We start from the raw sequence: 19,146 nt of genomic DNA, 5'->3' as shown, positions 1-19,146 counted from the left end.
AGCATGGCTCCACCACTACAACCACCACCGGCCTCACACCGCCCTCGGGAACCAGCCACCGATCGACCGCTGCACCAACGTCTCCGAGCAGTACAACTAGGCGGGCGGGCGCACAGTCGTACGGATCATCACCGGCAGCGCGCTGACCTGCACGCGCCCGCCGCGGCGGGCCGAGCGCCACGTGCCGTCGAGGTTGTTGACGCTCACCGTGCCGGCGGGCGCGCGGACGCCGTAGGCCTTGTGCGAGTTCCAGACGACCTGGCCCCACGAGCCGGGGAAGCGCAGGATGCAGCGCGTGGTGCCGAGCCGGTCCGAGCTGCAGCCGTAGAGCCGCGACCCGACCATCCACGAGCGCACGGAGACGTACGCCTTCCCGGCCGGGGTCGGCTCGCCCCCCCGGGTCATCGGGATGCCGAGGATGCCGGAGGTGTTCCAGCCGTACCAGTAGGCGCGGGCGACGCCGTTCGCGGCGTTGAGCAGGTACGTGCGCGCGACGTACGCGGCGCTGGCCGAGCCCGAGTAGTGCCGCGGCGGCGCACCGCCCACGCCCGCGCCGTAGTTGATCTCGGTGTTCCAGACCGGCTTCGTCACGCGGTACTCCTCCAGGATCGTCCGGGCCTTGCCGAGCAGCGTGATCGAGGTCTCGGGACCGCCGGAGGGCAGCGGGTAGAGGTGCAGCGCGACTGCGTCGACGTAGCGGGCGCCACCGGCGCGCAGCCACTGCTCCATCCACGGCAGGTTGGTGCGCAGGCGCGTCGCGAACGACGGGCTCACCACGGTCGCCCCGGGGTCGTAGCGGTTGACGATCGCTGCGGCCTCCCTGGTCAGCTGCACCATCTGGGCCGGCGTGCCGGTCCAGAACGTGACCACGTTCGGCTCGTTCCAGATCTGGTAGGCCTTGACGCGGCCCTTGTAGCGCTTGACGACCGCGGTGACGTACTCGCGCCAGTAGGCGATGGCCTTCGGCATGCCCGAGGCGCCGGGGCCGTAGGGGCTGCTGGCGTTGGGGGTCCTCGACGCCCACTGCGGCGTCTGGCCGAGCACGAGCAGGGCCTGCGAGCGGTTCGCGCGCACGGTGGCGACGGCGTGGTCCAGGGTGGTCCAGTCGTAGCGCCCGCGGTTCTTCTCGACGTCGCGCCACAGCGTGCCGGTGTCCCACAGCCGCACGGTGCCCGGGCGGCTGGACGGGAACTGGGCGTCGGCCAGGTCGGTCTCGTGCATGCCGAAGAGCAGCGGCGAGATCTTCGGCGGGGTCGCGGCGTGCGCAGGATCGGCGGCTCCCACGACGAGGCAGAGGCTCGCGAGCGCGGCGAGGGCGGCGGACAGGGCCCGTACGGGTCGGTGCAAGAGGCTCACACCATGACTGAGCGGGTCGGGGGGCGCCCGGGTTCACTCCGCACTGCGGTCGAAACCGGTCACCTCCGTCACTGCCCTGCCGATGGACGAGGTGTCCCGGCCGCAGCGACGCCCCGAGGAGGTGCCATGGCCGACCAGCAGCAGGAGCCCGGCACCGCTCCCGGCGGAGCCGTCGGCGTCCTCTCGCCCCTCGTCGGCGGGTTCTACTACGGCGCGCTGCTCCAGGGCATCGCCGACGCCGCCGGGGACCGCGGGGTCGTGGCGCTGCAGACCCTCGAGGCCGGCAACACGCACGCCGAGTACGTCGAGCCGCCCGCCTACGACCTCGACATCGCCGCCGAGCACGTCGTCGGCTACGTCAGCGTCGTCAACGCGGTCAGCGCGGCCCAGCTGGACTCGATCGTGGCCGCCGGCCGCCCGCTGGTGCTGGTCAGCACCGCCGAGGAGGTGCCCGGCCGCCCCCGCGTCGTCCCTGACAACGCCACCGGCGTGCGCGAGGCCGTCGAGCACCTGCTCGCGCACGGCCACACCCGCATCGGCTTCGTCGGCAACCTGGTGCAGAGCGACATGCGCGCCCGCTACGACGCCTACCTCGACACGCTCGGCGCGGCGGGCCTGGTGCCGGGCGAGGAGCTGTTCTTCGAGGCGCCCGACAACCTGCTCGCCGGCGGCCGCGCGGCCGCGGCGACCATGCTGGAGCGCGGGCTGCCCTCGACCGCGGTGGTCTGCGCCACCGACCTCAACGCCTTCGGCGTCCTCGACGTGCTGGCCGAGGCCGACGTGCCGGTCCCGGGCCGCCAGGCCGTCGTGGGCTTCGACGACATGGACGAGGCGGCCTCGCGCACGCCCTCGCTCGCGTCGGTCAGCCTGCAGTTCGACCTGCTCGGCGCGCGCGCCACCGGCCTGCTGCTGGCGCAGGTCCGCGGCGAGCGCCCGACCGGCACCCACCCGGTGCCCACCCGCTTCGTGCGCCGCGAGTCCTGCGGCTGCGACCAGGTCGTGGTCCGCGGCCCGGAGGCCGGAGGCCGCGATGCGCGTCAGGTGCTGCTCGACGAGCTGTTCCAGGTCGCCGGCGGGTACGCGGCGGTGCGTCCCGTCGCCGAGCGGGCGGCGCGCGCGGCGGACACCGCGGCGCGGGCGCTGCTCGCCGGCGGCGAGCTCGAGGTCGAGCAGCTGCGCGCCGCCTTCGAGGAGGTCTACCGGGCGGCGCCCGACGCCGAGCGCGCCGGTGAGCTCGCCTTCGCGCTGCGCCGCCACGTCACCCGGCTCGCGACCGTGCTCGTGCCCGGGGGAGCGGTCGCGCCCGAGGTCGCCGACCGGGTCGACGACCTGCTGCTGCGCCTGCTGCGCGTGCTGTCGCGCGACGGGCGCCGCCGGCACTACGACGAGCTCACCCACCTCGCAGGCCTGCTCCACAGCCAGTACGCCATCAGCGTCGACCTGCTGCAGAGCGACCGGGTGGACCCGCGCTCGCTGTCGTGGCTGCGCTCGACGGGTGCGCGGTCCGGCTGCTTCGCGGCCTGGGCGGGGGCGCGCCTGCGCGTCGACGGCGTCTACGACGAGACGGGGGAGAGCGGCGTCGACCGCCAGGCCCTGCTCGGCGGTGAGTTCTCCGCGCGCCAGTTCCCGCCCGCCGACCTGCTGGCCGCCGCGCGGCGCCAGGGCGACGTGGCCTTCGTGATCCCGGTCTCGACGGGCAGCACGGGCGCCGGCGCGGGCAGGCGCTGGGGGCTGCTCGCGACCGTCGGGCCGGTCGAGGCGCAGGTGGCCACCGGCCGCGAGACCGCCAACCAGTGGGCCGCCCTGCTCGCGGTCGCGCTCGAGCACGAGCGCATGGTGGCCGACCTGCGCCGCCAGCGCGAGGACCTCGCCTCAGCGGTCCTGCGCGAGCGCCAGCTCGCCGAGGGCCTGCGCTCGAGCGAGGAGCGCTACGCCCTCGCCTCCGCCGCCGCCAACGACGGCCTGTGGGACTGGGACCTCTCCGCCGGCGCGATCTACCTCTCACCGCGCTGGGCCGACCTCGTCGGCGTCCCGGCGGGCGCGCTGTCGACCGGGCCGCACGAGTGGCTCGGGCGCGTGCACCCCGACGACCTGCCGGCGCTGCAGGCCGCCCTCGACGACACCGTCGAGGGCCGCGTGCCCGCGCTCGAGGCGCAGCACCGGCTGCACACCGGTGCGGGTGGCTGGCGCTGGATGCTGTCACGGGCCCTGCGGGTCGTCTCCCCGTCAGGAGAGGTCCGGCTGGTCGGCTCCCTCACCGACGTGCACGCCCGGCGCACCCTCGAGGAGCAGCTGCGCCACGAGGCGTCGTTCGACGCGCTCACCGGCCTGCCCAACCGCGCCCTGTTCCTGCGCCGGCTCACCGCGGCGGTCGAGCGCGCCGCGGAGGGCGGCACCGGCGGCGCGGTGCTCTTCATCGACCTCGACGGCTTCAAGGCCGTCAACGACACGCTCGGGCACGCCGCCGGCGACGAGCTGCTGGTCGAGGTGGCCCGGCGCATGGAGGAGGTGCTGCGCGGCGGCGACACCGCGGCCCGGCTCGGTGGCGACGAGTTCGCGGTCCTGCTCGACGGCACCGCCGGGCGCCCCGAGGCCGAGCGCGCGGCGCAGCGCCTCCAGGACGCGATCGGGCGCCCGGTGCAGCTGGGCGCGACCTCGGTCACCGTGTCGGCCAGCATCGGGGTGGCCGCGCCCCTGGACGGCAGCAGCGCGGTCGAGGCGGTCCTGCGCTGCGCCGACGAGGCGATGTACGCGGCGAAGGCGGCCGGGAAGGCGACCTACCGCTGCGCCGCCTGAGGCGCAGGCCCCGCTCGCATAGACTGGGGTCATGCCCCGCCGTACGCCGTAGCAGCCGGTCGGTCCCGGCTCGCTGTCCCACGTCGTACGACCTCTTGGAGTCCTTCCGTGATCACCGTCACCGGCCTCGAGCTGCGCGCGGGTTCGCGCATCCTGATGGAGGACGTCTCCTTCCGCGTCGCCGCGGGCGACCGGGTCGGGCTCGTCGGCCGCAACGGCGCCGGCAAGACCACGCTGACCCGCGTCCTCGCCGGCGAGGGGCAGCCGGCCGCCGGCACCGTGACGCGCTCCGGCTCCCTGGGCTACCTGCCGCAGGACCCGCGCACCGGCGACCTCGACGTGCTGGCCCGCGACCGCATCCTCTCGGCCCGCGGGCTCGACGAGATCGTCACCGGCCTGCGCGAGGCCGAGCAGATGATGGCCAGCGACGACCCGGCGACCCACGAGAAGGGCATGCGCCGCTACGCCCGGCTCGACGGCGAGTTCACCGCCAAGGGCGGCTACGCCGCCGAGGCGGAGGCCGCGACGATCGCCTCCAGCCTGGGGCTGCCCGACCGGGTCCTCGGCCAGCAGCTGCACACCCTGTCGGGCGGGCAGCGCCGCCGCGTCGAGCTCGCGCGCATCCTGTTCTCCGGCACCGGCTCCGACATGGCCGACACCACGCTGCTGCTCGACGAGCCCACCAACCACCTCGACGCCGACTCGATCGTCTGGCTGCGCGGCTTCCTGGCCGCCCACAAGGGCGGGCTGGTGGTGATCAGCCACGACGTCGGCCTGCTCGAGGCGTGCGTCAACCGGGTGCTCCACCTCGACGCCAACCGCGCGACGATCGACACCTACAACCTGGGCTGGAAGGCCTACCTCACCGCGCGCGAGACCGACGAGCGCCGCCGCAAGCGCGAGCGCCAGAACGCGGAGAAGCAGGCGGGCGTGCTGCTCGCGCAGGCCGCGAAGATGGGCGCGAAGGCCACCAAGGCCAAGGCGGCGCAGGGCATGGCCCGGCGCGCAGAGCGGATGCTGTCGGGGCTCGAGGACGTCCGCGCCTCCGACAAGGTCGCGAAGCTGCGCTTCCCCGACCCCGCCCCCTGCGGCAAGACCCCGATCATGGCCGAGGGGCTCTCGAAGTCCTACGGCTCGCTCGAGATCTTCACCGACGTCGACCTCGCCATCGACAAGGGCAGCCGGGTCGTCGTGCTCGGGCTCAACGGCGCCGGCAAGACGACGCTGCTGCGCCTGCTCTCGGGCACCGAGGCGCCCGACACCGGCGAGGTGCTGCCGGGGCACGGACTGCGGCTGGGCTACTACGCCCAGGAGCACGAGACGCTCGACCCCGAGCGCACCGTGCTCGAGAACATGCGCTCCTCGGCGCCCGACCTGCCCGAGGTCGAGGCGCGGCGGGTGCTCGGGTCGTTCCTCTTCTCCGGCGAGGACGTCGACAAGCCGGCCGGCGTGCTCTCCGGCGGCGAGAAGACCCGGCTGGCGCTGGCCACGCTGGTCGTCTCGGCCGCCAACGTGCTGCTGCTCGACGAGCCCACCAACAACCTCGACCCCGCCAGTCGGGACGAGGTGCTCGCCGCGCTCGCCGGCTACAAGGGCGCGGTGGTCCTGGTGACCCACGACGAGGGAGCGGTCGACGCGCTCGACCCCGAGCGGGTGCTGCTGCTGCCCGACGGCGTCGAGGACCTCTGGAACCCCTCCTACGCCGACCTCGTCACCCTCGCCTGACCTGTTCGCTTTCGCCCCCTGATCTGCGTGTTCGGCGCCGTCGTCGGGGTACACACCAGCCACACGGACGTCGGACGACGACCAGTGGCCGGACCAGTGACGAGCGGCGGAGGAACGAGTGGCCGAAGAGACGTTGAAGAAGGGCGCGCGGGTCACGGGCGGCGACCGGGCCAAGCTCGCCGGCGACCTCAAGAAGAAGTACTCCACCGGCGTGAGCATCCGCGCCCTCGCCGAGGAGACCGGGCGCTCCTACGGCTTCGTCCACCGCATGCTCACCGAGTCCGGCGTCGAGCTCCGCGGCCGCGGAGGTGCCACGCGCACCAAGAAGGCCTCCTGACCGCAGCACGCCTTCCCGTCCGCTGACCGCGAAAGCGCCGGCGGACGGGAAGCGTCGCGAGGTGGACCCGCGTTGACCCGAGGTCCGCGGGAGCACCAGGAGGCCGGATGTCGCACCAGCAGTGGATGGCGCTGCGCTCCTACACGCGCACGGGCGCTGCGAGCGGGCGCAGCGTCTCGCGCGAGACCCTGCGCCGCATCGCCGCCTTCGGCCGCCCCTACCGGCGCGACCTCGTCCTGTTCCTCGTCCTCGTCGTCGTCGACGCGGTCATCACCGTCACCGGGCCGCTGCTGTTCAAGGTGATCATCGACAGCGGCGTCACCCCCGGGCGCCGCTCGGTCGTCGTGTGGGGCGCCGTGGCCGTCGCCGGGCTCGCCCTGGTCGACGCGGTCGTGGGCCTGCTCAACCGGTGGTTCTCCTCGCGCATCGGCGAGGGCCTCATCTTCGACCTGCGCAGCCGGGTCTTCGACCACGTGCAGCGCATGCCCGTCGCGTTCTTCACCCGCACGCAGACCGGGTCGCTCGTCAGCCGCCTCAACAACGACGTCATCGGTGCGCAGCAGGCGTTCACCTCGACGCTGTCGGCGGTCGTGAGCAACGTGGTCAGCCTCGTGCTCGTGCTGGCGACGATGCTGTTCCTGTCGTGGCAGATCACGGTGGTGGCGCTGCTGGTGCTGCCGCTGTTCGTCTTCCCCGCCCGCTGGGTCGGCACCAAGCTGCAGACCATCACGCGCGAGGCCATGACCATCAACGCCTCGATGAGCCAGACGATGACCGAGCGCTTCAACGTCTCCGGCGCCCTGCTCGTCAAGATCTTCGGCCGGCTCGACGAGGAGCGCGACGACTTCAGCGCCAAGGCCGCGCGGGTGCGCGACATCGGCGTCGTCTCGGCGATGTACGCGCGGGTCTTCTTCACCGCGCTGACCCTCATCGCGGCCCTCGCGACGGCGCTGGTCTACGGCATCGGCGGCAACCTGGTCATCAGCGGCTCCATGGGCGTCGGCACGCTGGTCGCGCTGTCGGCCCTGCTCGGCCGGCTCTACGGCCCGCTCACCGCCTTGTCGAACGTCCACGTCGACGTCATGACGGCGCTGGTGAGCTTCGACCGCGTCTTCGAGGTGCTCGACCTCGCGCCCATGGTCGCCGACCGGCCCGACGCGGTCGACCTCCCCGCCGACGCGCCCGCCAGCGTCGAGCTCGACGACGTGTCGTTCCGCTACCCGAGCGCCGACGAGGTGTCGCTGGCCTCGCTCGAGTCGGTCTCCGCCCTCGACGCCGCGCCCTCGGCGGAGGTGCTGCGCGGGGTCTCGTTCCACGTCCAGCCCGGCCAGCTCGTCGCGCTGGTCGGCCCGTCCGGCGCCGGCAAGACCACGGTCACCGCGCTCGTGAGCCGCCTCTACGACGCGACGGCCGGCAGCGTACGCGTCGGTGGCCGCGACGTCCGCGAGCTCACGCAGGCGTCGCTGCGCCGCGCCATCGGCGTGGTCACGCAGGACGCGCACATGTTCCACGACACGATCCGGGCCAACCTGCTCTACGCCAGCCCCGGCGCGCGGGAGTCCGACCTCGTCGAGGCGCTGCGCGCGGCCCAGGTCTGGGACCTGGTCGCCTCGCTGCCCGACGGGCTCGACACCGTGGTCGGCGACCGCGGCTACCGGCTCTCCGGCGGCGAGAAGCAGCGCCTGGCCATCGCCCGCCTGCTCCTCAAGGCGCCGCGCATCGTCGTCCTCGACGAGGCCACCGCGCACCTCGACTCCGAGTCCGAGGCGGCGGTGCAGCGCGCGTTCGACACCGCGCTCGCCGGCCGCACCAGCATCGTCGTCGCCCACCGGCTCTCGACCGTGCGCGGCGCCGACCAGATCCTGGTCGTCGACGACGGGCGCATCGTCGAGCGGGGCACCCACGAGTCGCTCATCGCGCTGGGCGGCCTCTACGCCGAGCTGCACGCCACGCAGTTCGCCGAGCCCGAGGTGCCCGCGGAGCCCGTCGCCTGACCGGCTCAGCAGCGGGCGACGAGGGCGCCGGCGGCGGCCACCAGGGCCCCGGCGAGGCGGACGCGGTCGGCGCGCAGGAGGCGGCGCAGCGTACGCGGTGCCGGGCCCGCGCGACCGAGCCTGCCGTGCAGCGGTGCGGCCACGAACGCCGTCGTCAGCGCGGCGAGCGCCGCGCCTGCGCACGCCAGCAGCTCCCAGCCCCCTCGTGGGCCGGCGGCGAGCAGCCACGCGCAGCTCGCCGCCAGCAGCACGTAGACCGGGGCCACGACGACGGTCGTGCGGCGAGAGTGCGCGTTGTGCGCCGCCGCCCAGGCGCCGGGCGGCACGTCGGCGAGCGCCGGGTAGACCACCAGCGTCACCACGGACTGGAAGCCCAGGTGCAGCGCGCTGGCGGCCAGCAGCGCCGTGGAGGCGTCCACGCGGGTCAGGCCGAGCCGCGCACCTCGGCCTCCAGGCGCTCGAGCGCGTCGGTCATCTCCTGCTCCACGGCCTCGCCCCTGCCCTTGCGGCGGTAGTCCTCGTCGAGCTCGTCGAGGAAGGAGAGGTGGAGCACGACCTCCGCGCTGGCCTCGTCGGCCTGGTGGTGCACCTGCAGCCAGCCGGCGTAGTCGCCGGTCCGGTCGCTGCCCCACTCCACGCGCAGCTGGTCGGGGCTGACGTCGAACACGCCGTCGCCCTCGTAGTGGCGGGAGCTGCGCTCGCCCTCCACGTGCAGGTGGTTGGGGGAGTCCTGCTCGACCAGGTCGGTCGTCGGGAGCCAGCGCGCCATGCGGGTGATGTCGGAGGCGACGGCGAAGACCTGCTCGGCCGACGCCGGCAGGACTCTCGAGTGCTCGAACTCCATGGTGGTCCCTCCGTGTCGTGCGCGGGGTCTGTGCGCGTGGCCGCTGCCTACCCGGTGCGGCTGCTCCCGACGCGCCTCCGGCTGCGGCACTATGTGCGCATGGACTTGGGTCTCGAGGGTCGTGTCTACGTGGTGACCGGTGCGAGCCGGGGGCTCGGCTTCGCCGCCGCGGAGGCGCTGGTCGCCGACGGCGCGCGCGTCGCGCTGTGCTCGCGCGACGAGGACGCGCTGCGCGCCGCCGCCGACCGGCTCGGCGGCAGCGAGCACGCGCTGGCCGTGCCCGGCGACATCGGCGACCCCGCCACGACCTCGCGGCTCGTGGCCGCGTCCATGGCGAAGTACGGCCGGCTCGACGGCGCTCTGGTCAGCGTCGGCGGCCCGCCCACCGGCACGGTCGTCGGCCTGGCCGACGAGCAGTGGCGCTCGGCCTTCGACTCGGTGTTCCTCGGCCCGCTGCACATGGCTCGGGCGACCGCCCACGAGATCGGCGAGGAGGGCGGCTCCATCGCCTTCGTGCTCTCGACCTCGGTGAAGTCGCCCATCGAGGGGCTGGCCCTGTCGAACGCCTTCCGTCCCGCGCTCGCCATGACGGCCAAGACGATGGCCGACGAGCTCGGGTCGCGGCACATCCGCGTCAACGGCCTCATGCCCGGGCGCATCGACACCGAGCGGCTGCGCGAGCTCGAGTCCAGCGGCGGCCGGCCGGTCAGCAGCCGCCGCGAGTGGGAGCGCCAGATCCCGCTGGGCCGCTACGGCGAGGCCGCCGAGTTCGGCAAGGTCGCCGCGTTCGTCCTCTCACCCGCCGCGTCGTACGTCAACGGTGCCATGGTCCCCGTCGACGGCGGCATGCTCCGGAGCCTCTGAGCCCGGCGCCACGTCGGGGGCGTGCGCCGCGGCCTCGGCGTCGCGCACGTCACGGCGCAGCAGCGCCCACCAGCCGCCGACGGCGACGAGGATGAACGCGTACCACTGCACGAAGTAGGCGAGGTTCAGCCCGACGTCGGCGCTCGGCAGGTCGAGCTCGCGCGGGGTGCCGCTCGCGGTCGGCGTCTCGCTGCTCCGCTCGACGTAGGCGTCGTAGACCGGGCCGACGCCCTGGCTCTGCGCGATCTCGCGGGGCACCAGCCGCTTGACCGTCGGCGTCGAGGTCTCCTCGCTCAGCTGCAGGCTGCCCTTGTCGGGCGGACGCACGCGGCCGACGACCGTCACCTCGCCCGACGGCGGCGGCGGGACCGCCGGCAGGGCGAGCGCGGTGCCGTTGGCCAGGATGAAGCCGCGGTCGACCAGCAGCGCGGGCCCGCTCGCCGGGCGCAGGGGCACGACCACCTCGTAGCCGCGGTCGCCGTCCTCGACGCTGTTGCGCAGCAGCACCGTGTGCGCGACGTCGTAGGTGCCGGTGAGGCTCACCTGGCGCCACTCGTCGCGCTTCCCGGGCTTGCGGTCGGTGCTCAGCAGCGACTGCGCGGGCACGGGAGTGGCGTGCGCGCGAGTCGTGACCGCGTCGTTGGACGCCCACTTGGCCTGCGCGCGGTGCCACTGCCAGAGCCCGAGACGGGCGAACAGGAGGCTCACCGCGACCACCGCCAGCGTGAGCCAGATCCATCGCGGCTGCCGGAGGGTGCGCAGCACGCTCGAACGTTACCTACTCTGGACCCATGATGGTCGACCGGTACGGACGCGTGGCCGCCTCCCTGCGGCTCTCGGTCACCGACCGGTGCAACCTGCGCTGCTCCTACTGCATGCCCGAAGAGGGGCTCGACTGGCTCTCGCGCAGCGACACGCTCACCGACGACGAGCTCGTCCGCGTCGTGCGCGTGGCGGTCGGGCTGGGGATCCGCGACGTGCGCCTCACCGGCGGCGAGCCGCTCCTGCGCCGCGGGATCATCGGGCTCGTGGCACGGCTGGCGGCGCTGCCCGACCGTCCGGTGCTCTCGCTCACCACCAACGGGATCGGGCTCGCCCGCACGGCGGCCGAACTCGCCGCGGCCGGCCTCGACCGCGTCAACGTCTCGCTCGACACCGTCGACCCGGCGACCTTCGCCGCCATGACCCGGCGCGACCGGCTGGCCGACGTGCTCGCCGGCCTCGCGGCGGCCCGCGAGGCCGGACTCTCGCCGGTGAAGATCAACGCGGTGCTGCTCCGCGGCGTCAACGACGGCCAGGCGGCCGACCTGGTCGGCTGGGCGCTGGCCGAGGGCTACCAGCCGCGCTTCATCGAGCAGATGCCGCTCGACGCCCAGCACGCCTGGGAGCGCAGCGAGATGGTGACCGCCGACGAGACGCTCGCCCTGCTGCGCCAGGACTTCGACGTCGAGGTCGACCAGAGCGCGTTGCGCGGCAGCGCGCCGGCCGAGCGGTTCGTGGTCTCTCGCGGCGGCGTCGTGCTCGGCACGGTCGGCATCATCGCCTCGGTGACCCGGCCCTTCTGCGGCGCCTGCGACCGGCTGCGCGTCACGGCCGACGGCCAGGTGCGCAACTGCCTGTTCGCCCGCGGCGAGACCGACCTGCGCGGGGCCCTGCGCTCCGGCGCGCCCGACGAGGCGCTCGCCGACATCCTGCGCGGCTCGGTGGCGGCCAAGCTGCCGGGCCACGGGATCGACGAGCCCGGCTTCCTCCAGCCGCCCCGGCCCATGTCGGCGATCGGCGGCTGAGCCCCCGGTGGCCGCCGACGGCGAGCGCGCGGTCCAGCAGGCCGTGCAGCTCGCTGCCCGGCTGCAGGAGCGGGCGGCGGTCCGTGAGCCCCGGGCTGCCCGCTCCCGGCGCCGGCGCCTCGGCCGCCTGCTCGCCGACCCGCGCGGCCGGGCGCTGCTGCTCGACCTGACCGACCGGGTCCTGCGCGTGCGCCGGCCGGCGCGCGCTGCGCGCCAGCTCGCGCGGCTCGACCTCTCCGGCGCTGTCTCCTGGTCGGGCGCGGTCGACTCGGTCCTGCTGCACGCCGGCGCGGCCGCGGCCCCGTGGCTGCCCCGGCTCACGATGCCGCTGGTGTCGGCGAGGGTCCGGGCCGAGACGGCAGCGGTGGTCCTGCCGGCGGGGCACGCGGACTACGCGCAGCACGCGCGTCGCCGGGCGGCCCAGGGGATCCGGCTCAACGTCAACGTGCTCGGTGAGGCGATCCTCGGCGAGGCGGAGGCGCGCCGCCGGCTCGACGCCGTGCTCGAGCGCATGAGCTGGCCCGAGGTCACCGCGGTCTCGGTGAAGGCGACGTCGCTGTGCGCGCAGCTCGACGTGCTCGCCTACGACGACGGCGTGGCCCGCGTCAGCGAGCGGCTGGGCGAGCTCTACGCGGCGGCCGCCCGCCGGGACCCGCCGACGCTCGTGACGGTCGACATGGAGGAGTACCGCGACCTCCACCTGACCGCCGACGCGGTCATGCGCGCCCTCGACGAGCCGGCCGCCCGGCACTTCGACGCCGGGATCGTGCTGCAGGCCTACCTGCCCGACTCGGTCGGAGTCCTCCAGGAGCTGGCCGGCTGGGCGGCCGCCCGGCGCGCCGCGGGCGGAGGTCGCACCCGCGTCCGGCTGGTCAAGGGCGCCAACCTCGCCATGGAGCGCGTCGACGCCGACCTGCACGGGTGGGAGCAGGCGCCCTTCGCGACCAAGGCGGAGGTCGATGCCAACTACAAGCGCCTGCTGGAGCTGGCGCTCGACCCGCGCCTCTCCGACTGCCTGCAGGTCGGCGTCGCCAGCCACAACGTCTTCGACCTCGCCTGGGCGCTGGTGTGCCGGTCGGACTCCGGCGCCGAGGCCCGAGTCGAGCCGGAGATGCTCGAGGGCATGGCCGAGGGGCTCGCGCTCGAGACGGCGGAGCTGGCGGGCTCCCTGCTGCTCTACGCACCCGTCGCCGAGGCCGGTGACCTGCTCAGCGCCACCGCGTACCTCGCGCGCCGGCTCGACGAGAACGCCTCGCCGGACAACTTCCTCAACCACCAGTTCTCGCTGACGACGGCGTCGGAGCAGTGGACGGTGGAGCGGGACCGCTTCGTGGCGTCCGTCCGCGACCGGCACTCCGTGCGGGCCGAGCCGCGGCGCAGGCAGGACCGGCTCACCGAGCTGGTCTCCTTCGACGCCGAAGCACCCTTCACCAACGAGCCGGACACCGACTTCTCCCTGGCCCGCAACAGGTCGTGGGTCGAGCAGAGCCTGCGGGACCACGCGTCGGCCGGCGCCGCCGACGAGCCTGCCGTCAGCGTCAGCGTCAGCGTCACCGTCACCGACGTCGACCTCGCGGTCGCTCGTGCGCGCGCGGCGCTCCTGGAGTGGTCCCAGACCACCACGGAGCACCGGCGGCGGGTGCTCACGTCGGTGGCCGAGGTCATGGCTCGCCGGCGGGGCCGTTCGATCGCCGTCATGGCCGCCGAGGGCGGCAAGACGGTGGGGGAGTCGGACCCCGAGGTCTCCGAGGGCATCGACTTCGCCCGCTACTACGCCGCGAGCACGCGGGAGCTCGACCGCATGGCGTCGGCGGGCACCCGCTTCGTGCCGCTGGGCGTCGTGGTGGTCGCGTCGCCGTGGAACTTCCCCTACGCGATCCCGGCCGGTGGCGTCCTGGCAGCGCTGGCTGCAGGCAACACGGTGGTCCTCAAGCCCGCGCCGGAGACGGTGCGCACGGCGCGCGTGCTCGTCGAGCAGTGCTGGGCGGGCGGAGTGCCGCCCGAGGTGCTGCAGCTGGTGCCGTGCGGCGACGACGACGCCGGTCGGCGCCTGGTCACCTCCCCCGACGTCGCGGCGGTGGTGCTGACCGGCTCGTGGGACACCGCCCAGCTCTTCCTCGGCTGGAAGCCGCAGCTGCGCCTGCACGCCGAGACGTCGGGCAAGAACGCCATGGTCATCACGGAGACGGCCGACCTCGACGGCGCGATCAAGGACCTGGTGCGCAGCGCATTCGGGCATGCCGGCCAGAAGTGCTCGGCCGCGAGCCTGGCCATCGTGGAGGCAGCGGTCTACGACGACCCGGCGTTCCACGAGCGGCTGCGCGACGCGGTGACCACGCTGCGCGTGGGCCCGGCGAGCGACCCGGCCACGGTCGTGGGACCGCTGGTCGCCCCGCCCCGGGGCCCGCTCGCGGACGCCCTGCGCACGCTGCAGCCGGGGGAGCGCTGGCTGGTCGAGCCCCGCGAGCTCGGGCCGACGACGTGGACGCCCGGCGTGAAGACCGGCGTCGCCCCGGGGTCGAGCTTCCACCTCACCGAGTGCTTCGGGCCGGTGCTCGGCGTCATGCGCGCCACCGACCTCGCCCACGCGGTCGAGCTGCAGAACGCGCCCGCCTACGGCCTGACCGGAGGGATCTGGAGCCTCGACGACTCCGAGGTCGACTACTGGCTCGAGCACGTCGAGGTCGGCAACGCCTACGTCAACCGGCACACCACCGGAGCCGTCGTGCAGCGGCAGCCCTTCGGCGGCTGGAAGCGGTCGTCGGTCGGCAGGGGCGTCAAGGCAGGCGGCCCCGGCTACGTCCTCAGCCTCGGGCGCTGCCTCGACGGTCCCGACGTGGCCGACGACTACGCCGAGGCGTGGCGCCAGCTCGGCGCGGACAGCGACCCGAGCGGGCTGGAGGCCGAGTCGAACGTCCTGCGCCACCGCCCGCTCCCGCGCGGTGTGCTGCTCCGCGTCGACGCCGCGACGGCGAGCCGAGACGTCTCGCTGGCTCTCGCCGCCGCCGGTCTGGCGGGTACGCGTGTGCTCCTCAGCGACGCCTCCGTCGAGGACGCCGCGGTGGCCGCCTGGCGCGCGGGTGCGGTGGACCGCGTACGCGTCCTCGGCGGGGACTCGGACCCGCTCCGGCGCGCCTGCCACGCTGCCGGCACGTCGGTCGACGACGACCCGGTCAGCGCCTACGGTCGCGCGGAGCTCCGCCACTGGGTGCGCGAGCAGAGCATCAGCCGCACCCTGCACCGCTACGGCAACGTGGCCGGCGTCCGGCCGCCGGTGTCGACGAGGCCGTCGGCCACCAGCCGGACGAGGGCCTCGTGGACCGCCTCGAGAGCGGTCCAGCGCGGCGCGTAGCCCAGCGCGCGCCGGGCCTTCTCGATGCTCATGACCGGGCTGCGCGAGATGTGGTCGAGGGTCACCGCGGCCACGTCGGCGCCGACCTCGTCAGCGAACTCGTCGAACGGCGCGAAGCGCAGCCGCGGCTCGGCACCGAACCACGAGGCGACCGCCGTCGCGAGGCCGCGCAGGGTCACCGCCCGCTCGGCGACGACGTGGAAGGCCTGGCTGCGGGCGGCCTCCGGCGCCTCGACGCAGAGGGCGAACGCCTGGGCGACGTCGGCAGCGTGCACGTGGTGCAGCGCCTCCAGGCCGAAGTTCGGCAGCACGACCTCCTCGCCGCGGGCGAGGGCCCCGAAGACGTCGAGCTCGAGGTTGCCGGCCGGGCCGATCGGCGCCCAGCCGGGGCCGGTGATGTGGCCCGCGCGGATGACGGTGCTGGACAGCCGTCCCCGCCGGGACAGCGTCAGCAGGTGCTCCTCGACCTCCGCCTTGGCGCGGCCGTAGTCGCTGGTGGGGTGCAGGGGCTGGTCCTCCACGGCCGGCACCTCGGAGCTCGGGCCGTGCACCCAGATCGTGCCGCAGTGGAGCAGGGAGGTGCCTGACCCCTCGAGCGCGTCGGTCAGCTGGCGGGCGCTGTCGAGCGTGAAGCAGAGCAGGTCGACGACGACGTCGGCGTCGAGCTCGGCGACCCGCCGGCCGAACGTGCCCGCCGCGTCCTCGGCGTCGCGGTCGACCTGCACGGTCTCGACCCGGCTCCACCAGGCCGAGGAGGAGTACGGCTCCCGCTGGCCGCGCGAGAGGGAGACGACCTCGTGCCCGGCGGCGGCGAGCCGCGGGACGAGGTAGGTGCCGATGTGCCCGGTGCCGCCGATGACCGCGATGCGCATCGCGACAACGTACGCGACCCGGCTCCGGGGCTCAGCGGTCGGCGACCTCAGGCGGCCACACGACGCGGAAGCGCTCGAACACGACCTGCTCGGTGGTCTCGTCGAAGGGCGTGCCGCGCCGCTCGCCCTGGCGCTCGAAGTAGCGCCGGTGCCCGGCCAGCCAGTCGCCGCGGGTGCGGTCGCCCTCGCCCTCGTCGAGGGCGAAGGCGTCGTCGACGCTGCCGAGCAGGCCCGTGCGCACGTCGGTGGTCTGCAGCACGCACGCCGGGGCGCCGGTGCCGTCGAGCACGATCCAGTGGGCGCCGACGCTCGGGAGCGGCGTCCCCGCGTCGAAGTCCGCGAGGAGCCCGGCCGTCGCGCGCTTGGGCCCGTGGAGCACCAGCTCGAGGAGCTGGTCGGCCATCGCGGGGCTGTCGCCGAACGCGGTGGCGACGTCCAGGGAGTCCGGGTCGGCGCCGGTGGCCGTGCAGTAGTCGCGCCACATCGCCTCGACGGCACCCGGGCCGACCCCGACGCTGACGACCCAGGGGGCCGGCGGCTCGGGCGACTCGTGCACGAGCGGCCGGTAGGGGACCGGCGCCTGGACCGGAGGGACGGGGTCGCTCCGGTGCTGCAGCGTGGCGGGCACGGCCGAGCCGGAGGCGTCGAGCAGCCCGAGCTCGTAGCCGCGCTCGCGCAGGCCGGTGATGATGGCCGGCAGGGCCTCGACGGTCGCTGCGCCGGCGCCGCTGTCGATGGCGCCGTCGTGGAGCACCACCACGGCGCCTGGCTCGGCCTTCTCGAGCACCTCCGCCACGATCTGCTCGGCGGTGGTCGCCGGGTCGTAGTCGGGGACGCCGAAGGTCGCCAGGACCTCGAGGTAGCCCAGGTCGGACAGGACCCCGCGCACCCCCTCGTCGGTGGAGAGGAACGGCGGCCGCACCGCCTTGAAGGCCGGCTCGACCCCGGCCGCGGCCAACGCCTGCTCGGTCTCCCGGACCTCGCTGCGCACCTGCTCGTCGGGCAGGTCGGCCAGGCGCGGGTGGGTGTCGGTGTGGTTGAGCACCAGGTGCCCCTCCGCTGCGGCGAACGCCACGAGGTGCGGGTTCGCCCGCACGCGGGCGCCGACGTCGAAGAAGGTCGCAGGCACGCCGTGCTCGCGCAGCACCTCCAGGGTGCGCGGGCGGAACGAGGATGGGCCGTCGTCGAAGGTCAAGGCGACGACGGGGCGGTCGAGGTCGGGCATGGCCGATGTTGTAGCAGGCGCGCCCTCCGCCAGCCGCTCAGGCTGCGGGCGGGCGCGTGGCGCGCACGCTGCCCGGACCTGCGCCGAGCTCGCGCGGGGCCTCGAGGGCCAGGCGCTGGGGCACCGGCTGGTGCACGGCGGGCATCGGGCGGTTCGGCTCGCGACCGGCGTTGGCGACGACCACGGCGATGTAGGGCAGGACGATCGCCAGGCCGACGAAGGTCCAGCGCACCCACCCGGTGGTCACGACAGCGAGCACGAAGCACACGGAGCGCAGCCCCATGCTCCACGCGTAGCGCCGGGAGCGCGCTGCGATGTCCTGCTGCAGCCCGGGCGCGACCCCGGTGATCTGGTAGACCGGCTCGGTGCGCGGTCGCTGGGTCCTCACCACCCCTCAACCGTACGTCCGCGCGGTGCGCCCGGCACCTCAGGACCGGGCGGGGCGGTAGGGTCCTGCGGGCTGCGTCGCCGGGTCGCTGCCGCACTGTGGGAGGTTCGATGGGTCGCTCCGCGCTGGTCACCGGCGGCAACCGTGGCATCGGGCTCGCCGTCGTGCGGGCACTGGTCGAGGCGGGCGACTCCGTGACCGCGACCTACCGCTCGGGCGAGCCGCCGGCGGACGCGCCCGAGGGCGTGACCTGGGTCCGCGCCGACGTGACCGACACCGCGGCGGTCGACGCGGCGTTCGAGGCCGCGCAGGAGGCCCACGGCCCGGTCGAGGTGGCCGTCGCCAACGCGGGCATCACCAAGGACCAGCTGGTGATGCGCATGCCCGACGAGGACTTCACCTCGGTGCTCGACACCAACCTCACCGGCTCGTTCCGCGTCGCGCGCCGCGCGGCCGCCGGCATGCTGCGCCTCAAGCGCGGCCGCATCGTGCTCGTCTCGTCGGTCGTGGCGCTCAGCGGCAGCGCGGGGCAGGTCAACTACGCGGCGTCGAAGTCGGGCCTGGTCGGGCTCGCCCGCTCGCTCGCCCGCGAGGTCGGATCTCGCGGCATCACCGTCAACGTCGTCGCGCCCGGCTTCGTCGAGACCGACATGACCGCGCAGCTCAGCGACGCCCGGCGCACCGAGATCCTCGGCTCCGTGCCCCTCAAGCGCCTGGCGAGCCCCGAGGAGGTCGCGGCGGTCGTGCGCTTCCTGGCCGGCGAGGACGCCGCCTACGTCACCGGCGCCGTCGTGCCCGTCGACGGCGGCCTCGGCATGGGCCACTAGCCTGCAGCCATGGGAATCCTCGAAGGCAAGCGCCTGCTCGTCACCGGAGTGCTCGTCGAGAGCTCGATCGCCTTCTCCGCGGCCCGCATCGCGCAGGAGCAGGGCGCGCAGGTCGTGCTCTCCTCGTTCGGCAAGGCGCTGCGGCTCACCTCCGCGATCGCCGGCCGGCTCCCGCAGAAGGCGCCCGTCGTCGAGCTCGACGTCACGAGCACCGAGCACCTCGACGGGCTGGCGGACGCGCTGCGCGAGCACGTCGACGGCCTCGACGGAGTCGTCCACTCGATCGGCTTCGCGCCGCAGTCCGCGCTGGGCGGCCGGTTCCTCGAGACGCCGTGGGACGACGTGGCCGTCGCCCTGCACACCTCGGCCTACTCGCTCAAGGCCCTGACGATGGCCTGCGCGCCGCTGTTCGGCGAGAGCGCCTCGGTCGTCGGCCTCGACTTCGACGCGACGGTCGCCTGGCCGCAGTACGACTGGATGGGCGTGGCCAAGGCCGCCTTCGAGTCGACCGCCCGCTACCTCGCGCGCGACCTCGGCCCCCGCGGCGTGCGCGTCAACCTCGTCGCCGCCGGGCCCCTCGGCACCACCGCGGCCAAGCACATCCCGGGCTTCGACCAGCTGACCGACGTCTGGGCGACCCGCGCGCCGCTCGGCTGGAACACCGCCGACATGGAGCCGGCTGCCCGCGCCGTGTGCGCGCTGCTCTCGGACTGGTTCCCGGCGACGACGGGCGAGATCGTCCACGTCGACGGCGGCGTGCACGCCATCGGCGCCTGAGG

17 protein-coding genes are annotated in these 19,146 nt (G+C 74.6%); 10 read left to right on the top strand and 7 right to left on the bottom strand.

Translation table 11 applies throughout. From position 1 onward, the window contains the following. On the top strand, positions 1-100 hold a 100-nt coding region (locus tag CLV35_RS19595), incomplete at its 5' end, for an integrase core domain-containing protein (protein WP_147432023.1). On the opposite strand, the gene CLV35_RS19590 is transcribed toward CLV35_RS19595, so the two are convergent. Next, the gene (locus CLV35_RS19590) at positions 97-1,356 is read right to left on the bottom strand and encodes a glycosyl hydrolase (RefSeq protein WP_147432022.1); all 1,260 of its coding nucleotides are present in this window, start codon (positions 1,354-1,356) and stop codon (positions 97-99) included. The two genes, CLV35_RS19595 and CLV35_RS19590, sit on opposite strands and share 4 nt — an antisense overlap. Positions 1,357-1,482: 126 nt before the next feature. Here CLV35_RS19590 and CLV35_RS19585 point away from each other — a divergent pair, with 126 nt between their 5' ends. The 4 genes from CLV35_RS19585 to CLV35_RS19570 all read left to right on the top strand — a co-directional run bounded on the left by CLV35_RS19585 (position 1,483) and on the right by CLV35_RS19570 (position 8,208). Further along, positions 1,483-4,152 (top strand): diguanylate cyclase domain-containing protein, encoded by a 2,670-nt coding sequence (locus CLV35_RS19585; RefSeq protein ID WP_183062091.1) that lies wholly within the window; start codon positions 1,483-1,485, stop codon positions 4,150-4,152. Positions 4,153-4,260: 108 nt separating this feature from the next. Beyond that, positions 4,261-5,877 carry an ABC-F family ATP-binding cassette domain-containing protein gene (locus tag CLV35_RS19580; protein WP_121195188.1) on the top strand — a complete coding sequence of 539 codons (1,617 nt, stop codon included), beginning with the start codon at positions 4,261-4,263 and terminating at the stop codon, positions 5,875-5,877. Positions 5,878-5,995: 118 nt separating this feature from the next. After that, complete coding sequence (locus CLV35_RS19575) at positions 5,996-6,214, top strand: helix-turn-helix domain-containing protein (RefSeq protein ID WP_121195187.1); 219 nt, start codon at positions 5,996-5,998, stop codon at positions 6,212-6,214. Between the two features lie 107 nt (positions 6,215-6,321). Continuing rightward, positions 6,322-8,208, top strand: coding sequence for an ABC transporter ATP-binding protein (locus tag CLV35_RS19570; protein ID WP_121195186.1), 1,887 nt, complete (start codon positions 6,322-6,324; stop codon positions 8,206-8,208). 5 nt (positions 8,209-8,213) lie between these two features. Here the strand turns inward: CLV35_RS19570 and CLV35_RS19565 are convergent, their stop codons facing one another. Together CLV35_RS19565 and CLV35_RS19560 are read right to left on the bottom strand one after the other, a co-directional pair. Then, positions 8,214-8,627 carry a hypothetical protein gene (locus tag CLV35_RS19565; protein ID WP_231122078.1) on the bottom strand — a complete coding sequence of 138 codons (414 nt, stop codon included), beginning with the start codon at positions 8,625-8,627 and terminating at the stop codon, positions 8,214-8,216. Positions 8,628-8,632: 5 nt separating this feature from the next. Next, the gene (locus CLV35_RS19560) at positions 8,633-9,052 is read right to left on the bottom strand and encodes an SRPBCC family protein (RefSeq protein WP_121195185.1); all 420 of its coding nucleotides are present in this window, start codon (positions 9,050-9,052) and stop codon (positions 8,633-8,635) included. 99 nt (positions 9,053-9,151) lie between these two features. On the opposite strand from CLV35_RS19560, the gene CLV35_RS19555 reads away from it, so the two are divergent. Further along, positions 9,152-9,916, top strand: a complete 765-nt coding sequence (locus CLV35_RS19555; protein WP_121195214.1) for an SDR family oxidoreductase — start codon at positions 9,152-9,154, stop codon at positions 9,914-9,916. Here CLV35_RS19555 and CLV35_RS19550 read toward each other — a convergent pair. Then, positions 9,848-10,681 carry an SURF1 family cytochrome oxidase biogenesis protein gene (locus CLV35_RS19550; RefSeq protein WP_121195184.1) on the bottom strand — a complete coding sequence of 278 codons (834 nt, stop codon included), beginning with the start codon at positions 10,679-10,681 and terminating at the stop codon, positions 9,848-9,850. The two genes, CLV35_RS19555 and CLV35_RS19550, sit on opposite strands and share 69 nt — an antisense overlap. Positions 10,682-10,707: 26 nt before the next feature. On the opposite strand from CLV35_RS19550, the gene moaA reads away from it, so the two are divergent. Both moaA and CLV35_RS19540 read left to right on the top strand, forming a co-directional pair. Beyond that, positions 10,708-11,703, top strand: coding sequence for a GTP 3',8-cyclase MoaA (gene moaA / locus CLV35_RS19545; RefSeq protein ID WP_121195183.1), 996 nt, complete (start codon positions 10,708-10,710; stop codon positions 11,701-11,703). 7 nt (positions 11,704-11,710) lie between these two features. After that, positions 11,711-15,055 carry a proline dehydrogenase family protein gene (locus CLV35_RS19540; RefSeq protein ID WP_121195182.1) on the top strand — a complete coding sequence of 1,115 codons (3,345 nt, stop codon included), beginning with the start codon at positions 11,711-11,713 and terminating at the stop codon, positions 15,053-15,055. On the opposite strand, the gene CLV35_RS19535 is transcribed toward CLV35_RS19540, so the two are convergent. From CLV35_RS19535 to CLV35_RS19525, 3 genes are read right to left on the bottom strand one after another with little or no spacing between them, the layout of a single operon-like run. Beyond that, positions 14,947-15,927, bottom strand: coding sequence for an NAD-dependent epimerase/dehydratase family protein (locus tag CLV35_RS19535; protein ID WP_121195181.1), 981 nt, complete (start codon positions 15,925-15,927; stop codon positions 14,947-14,949). The genes CLV35_RS19540 and CLV35_RS19535 overlap by 109 nt on opposite strands. Before the next feature lie 31 nt (positions 15,928-15,958). Further along, positions 15,959-17,152 carry a polysaccharide deacetylase family protein gene (locus CLV35_RS19530; protein ID WP_121195180.1) on the bottom strand — a complete coding sequence of 398 codons (1,194 nt, stop codon included), beginning with the start codon at positions 17,150-17,152 and terminating at the stop codon, positions 15,959-15,961. Between the two features lie 37 nt (positions 17,153-17,189). After that, positions 17,190-17,543: a DUF3099 domain-containing protein gene (locus tag CLV35_RS19525; protein ID WP_121195179.1), complete on the bottom strand. Its 354-nt coding sequence runs from the start codon at positions 17,541-17,543 to the stop codon at positions 17,190-17,192. Positions 17,544-17,650: 107 nt separating this feature from the next. Between CLV35_RS19525 and fabG the strand changes: the two genes are divergently transcribed. Beyond that, the gene (gene fabG, locus CLV35_RS19520; RefSeq protein WP_121195178.1) at positions 17,651-18,367 is read left to right on the top strand and encodes a 3-oxoacyl-ACP reductase FabG; all 717 of its coding nucleotides are present in this window, start codon (positions 17,651-17,653) and stop codon (positions 18,365-18,367) included. A gap of 9 nt (positions 18,368-18,376) precedes the next feature. Further along, positions 18,377-19,144: an enoyl-ACP reductase FabI gene (gene fabI, locus CLV35_RS19515; protein ID WP_121195177.1), complete on the top strand. Its 768-nt coding sequence runs from the start codon at positions 18,377-18,379 to the stop codon at positions 19,142-19,144. Positions 19,145-19,146 lie beyond the last annotated feature (2 nt).

Origin of the sequence: Motilibacter peucedani (assembly GCF_003634695.1) — a bacterium.
Taxonomy (GTDB): Bacteria; Actinomycetota; Actinomycetes; order Motilibacterales; family Motilibacteraceae; genus Motilibacter; species Motilibacter peucedani.
This window is presented reverse-complemented; position numbering and strand designations above follow the sequence as displayed.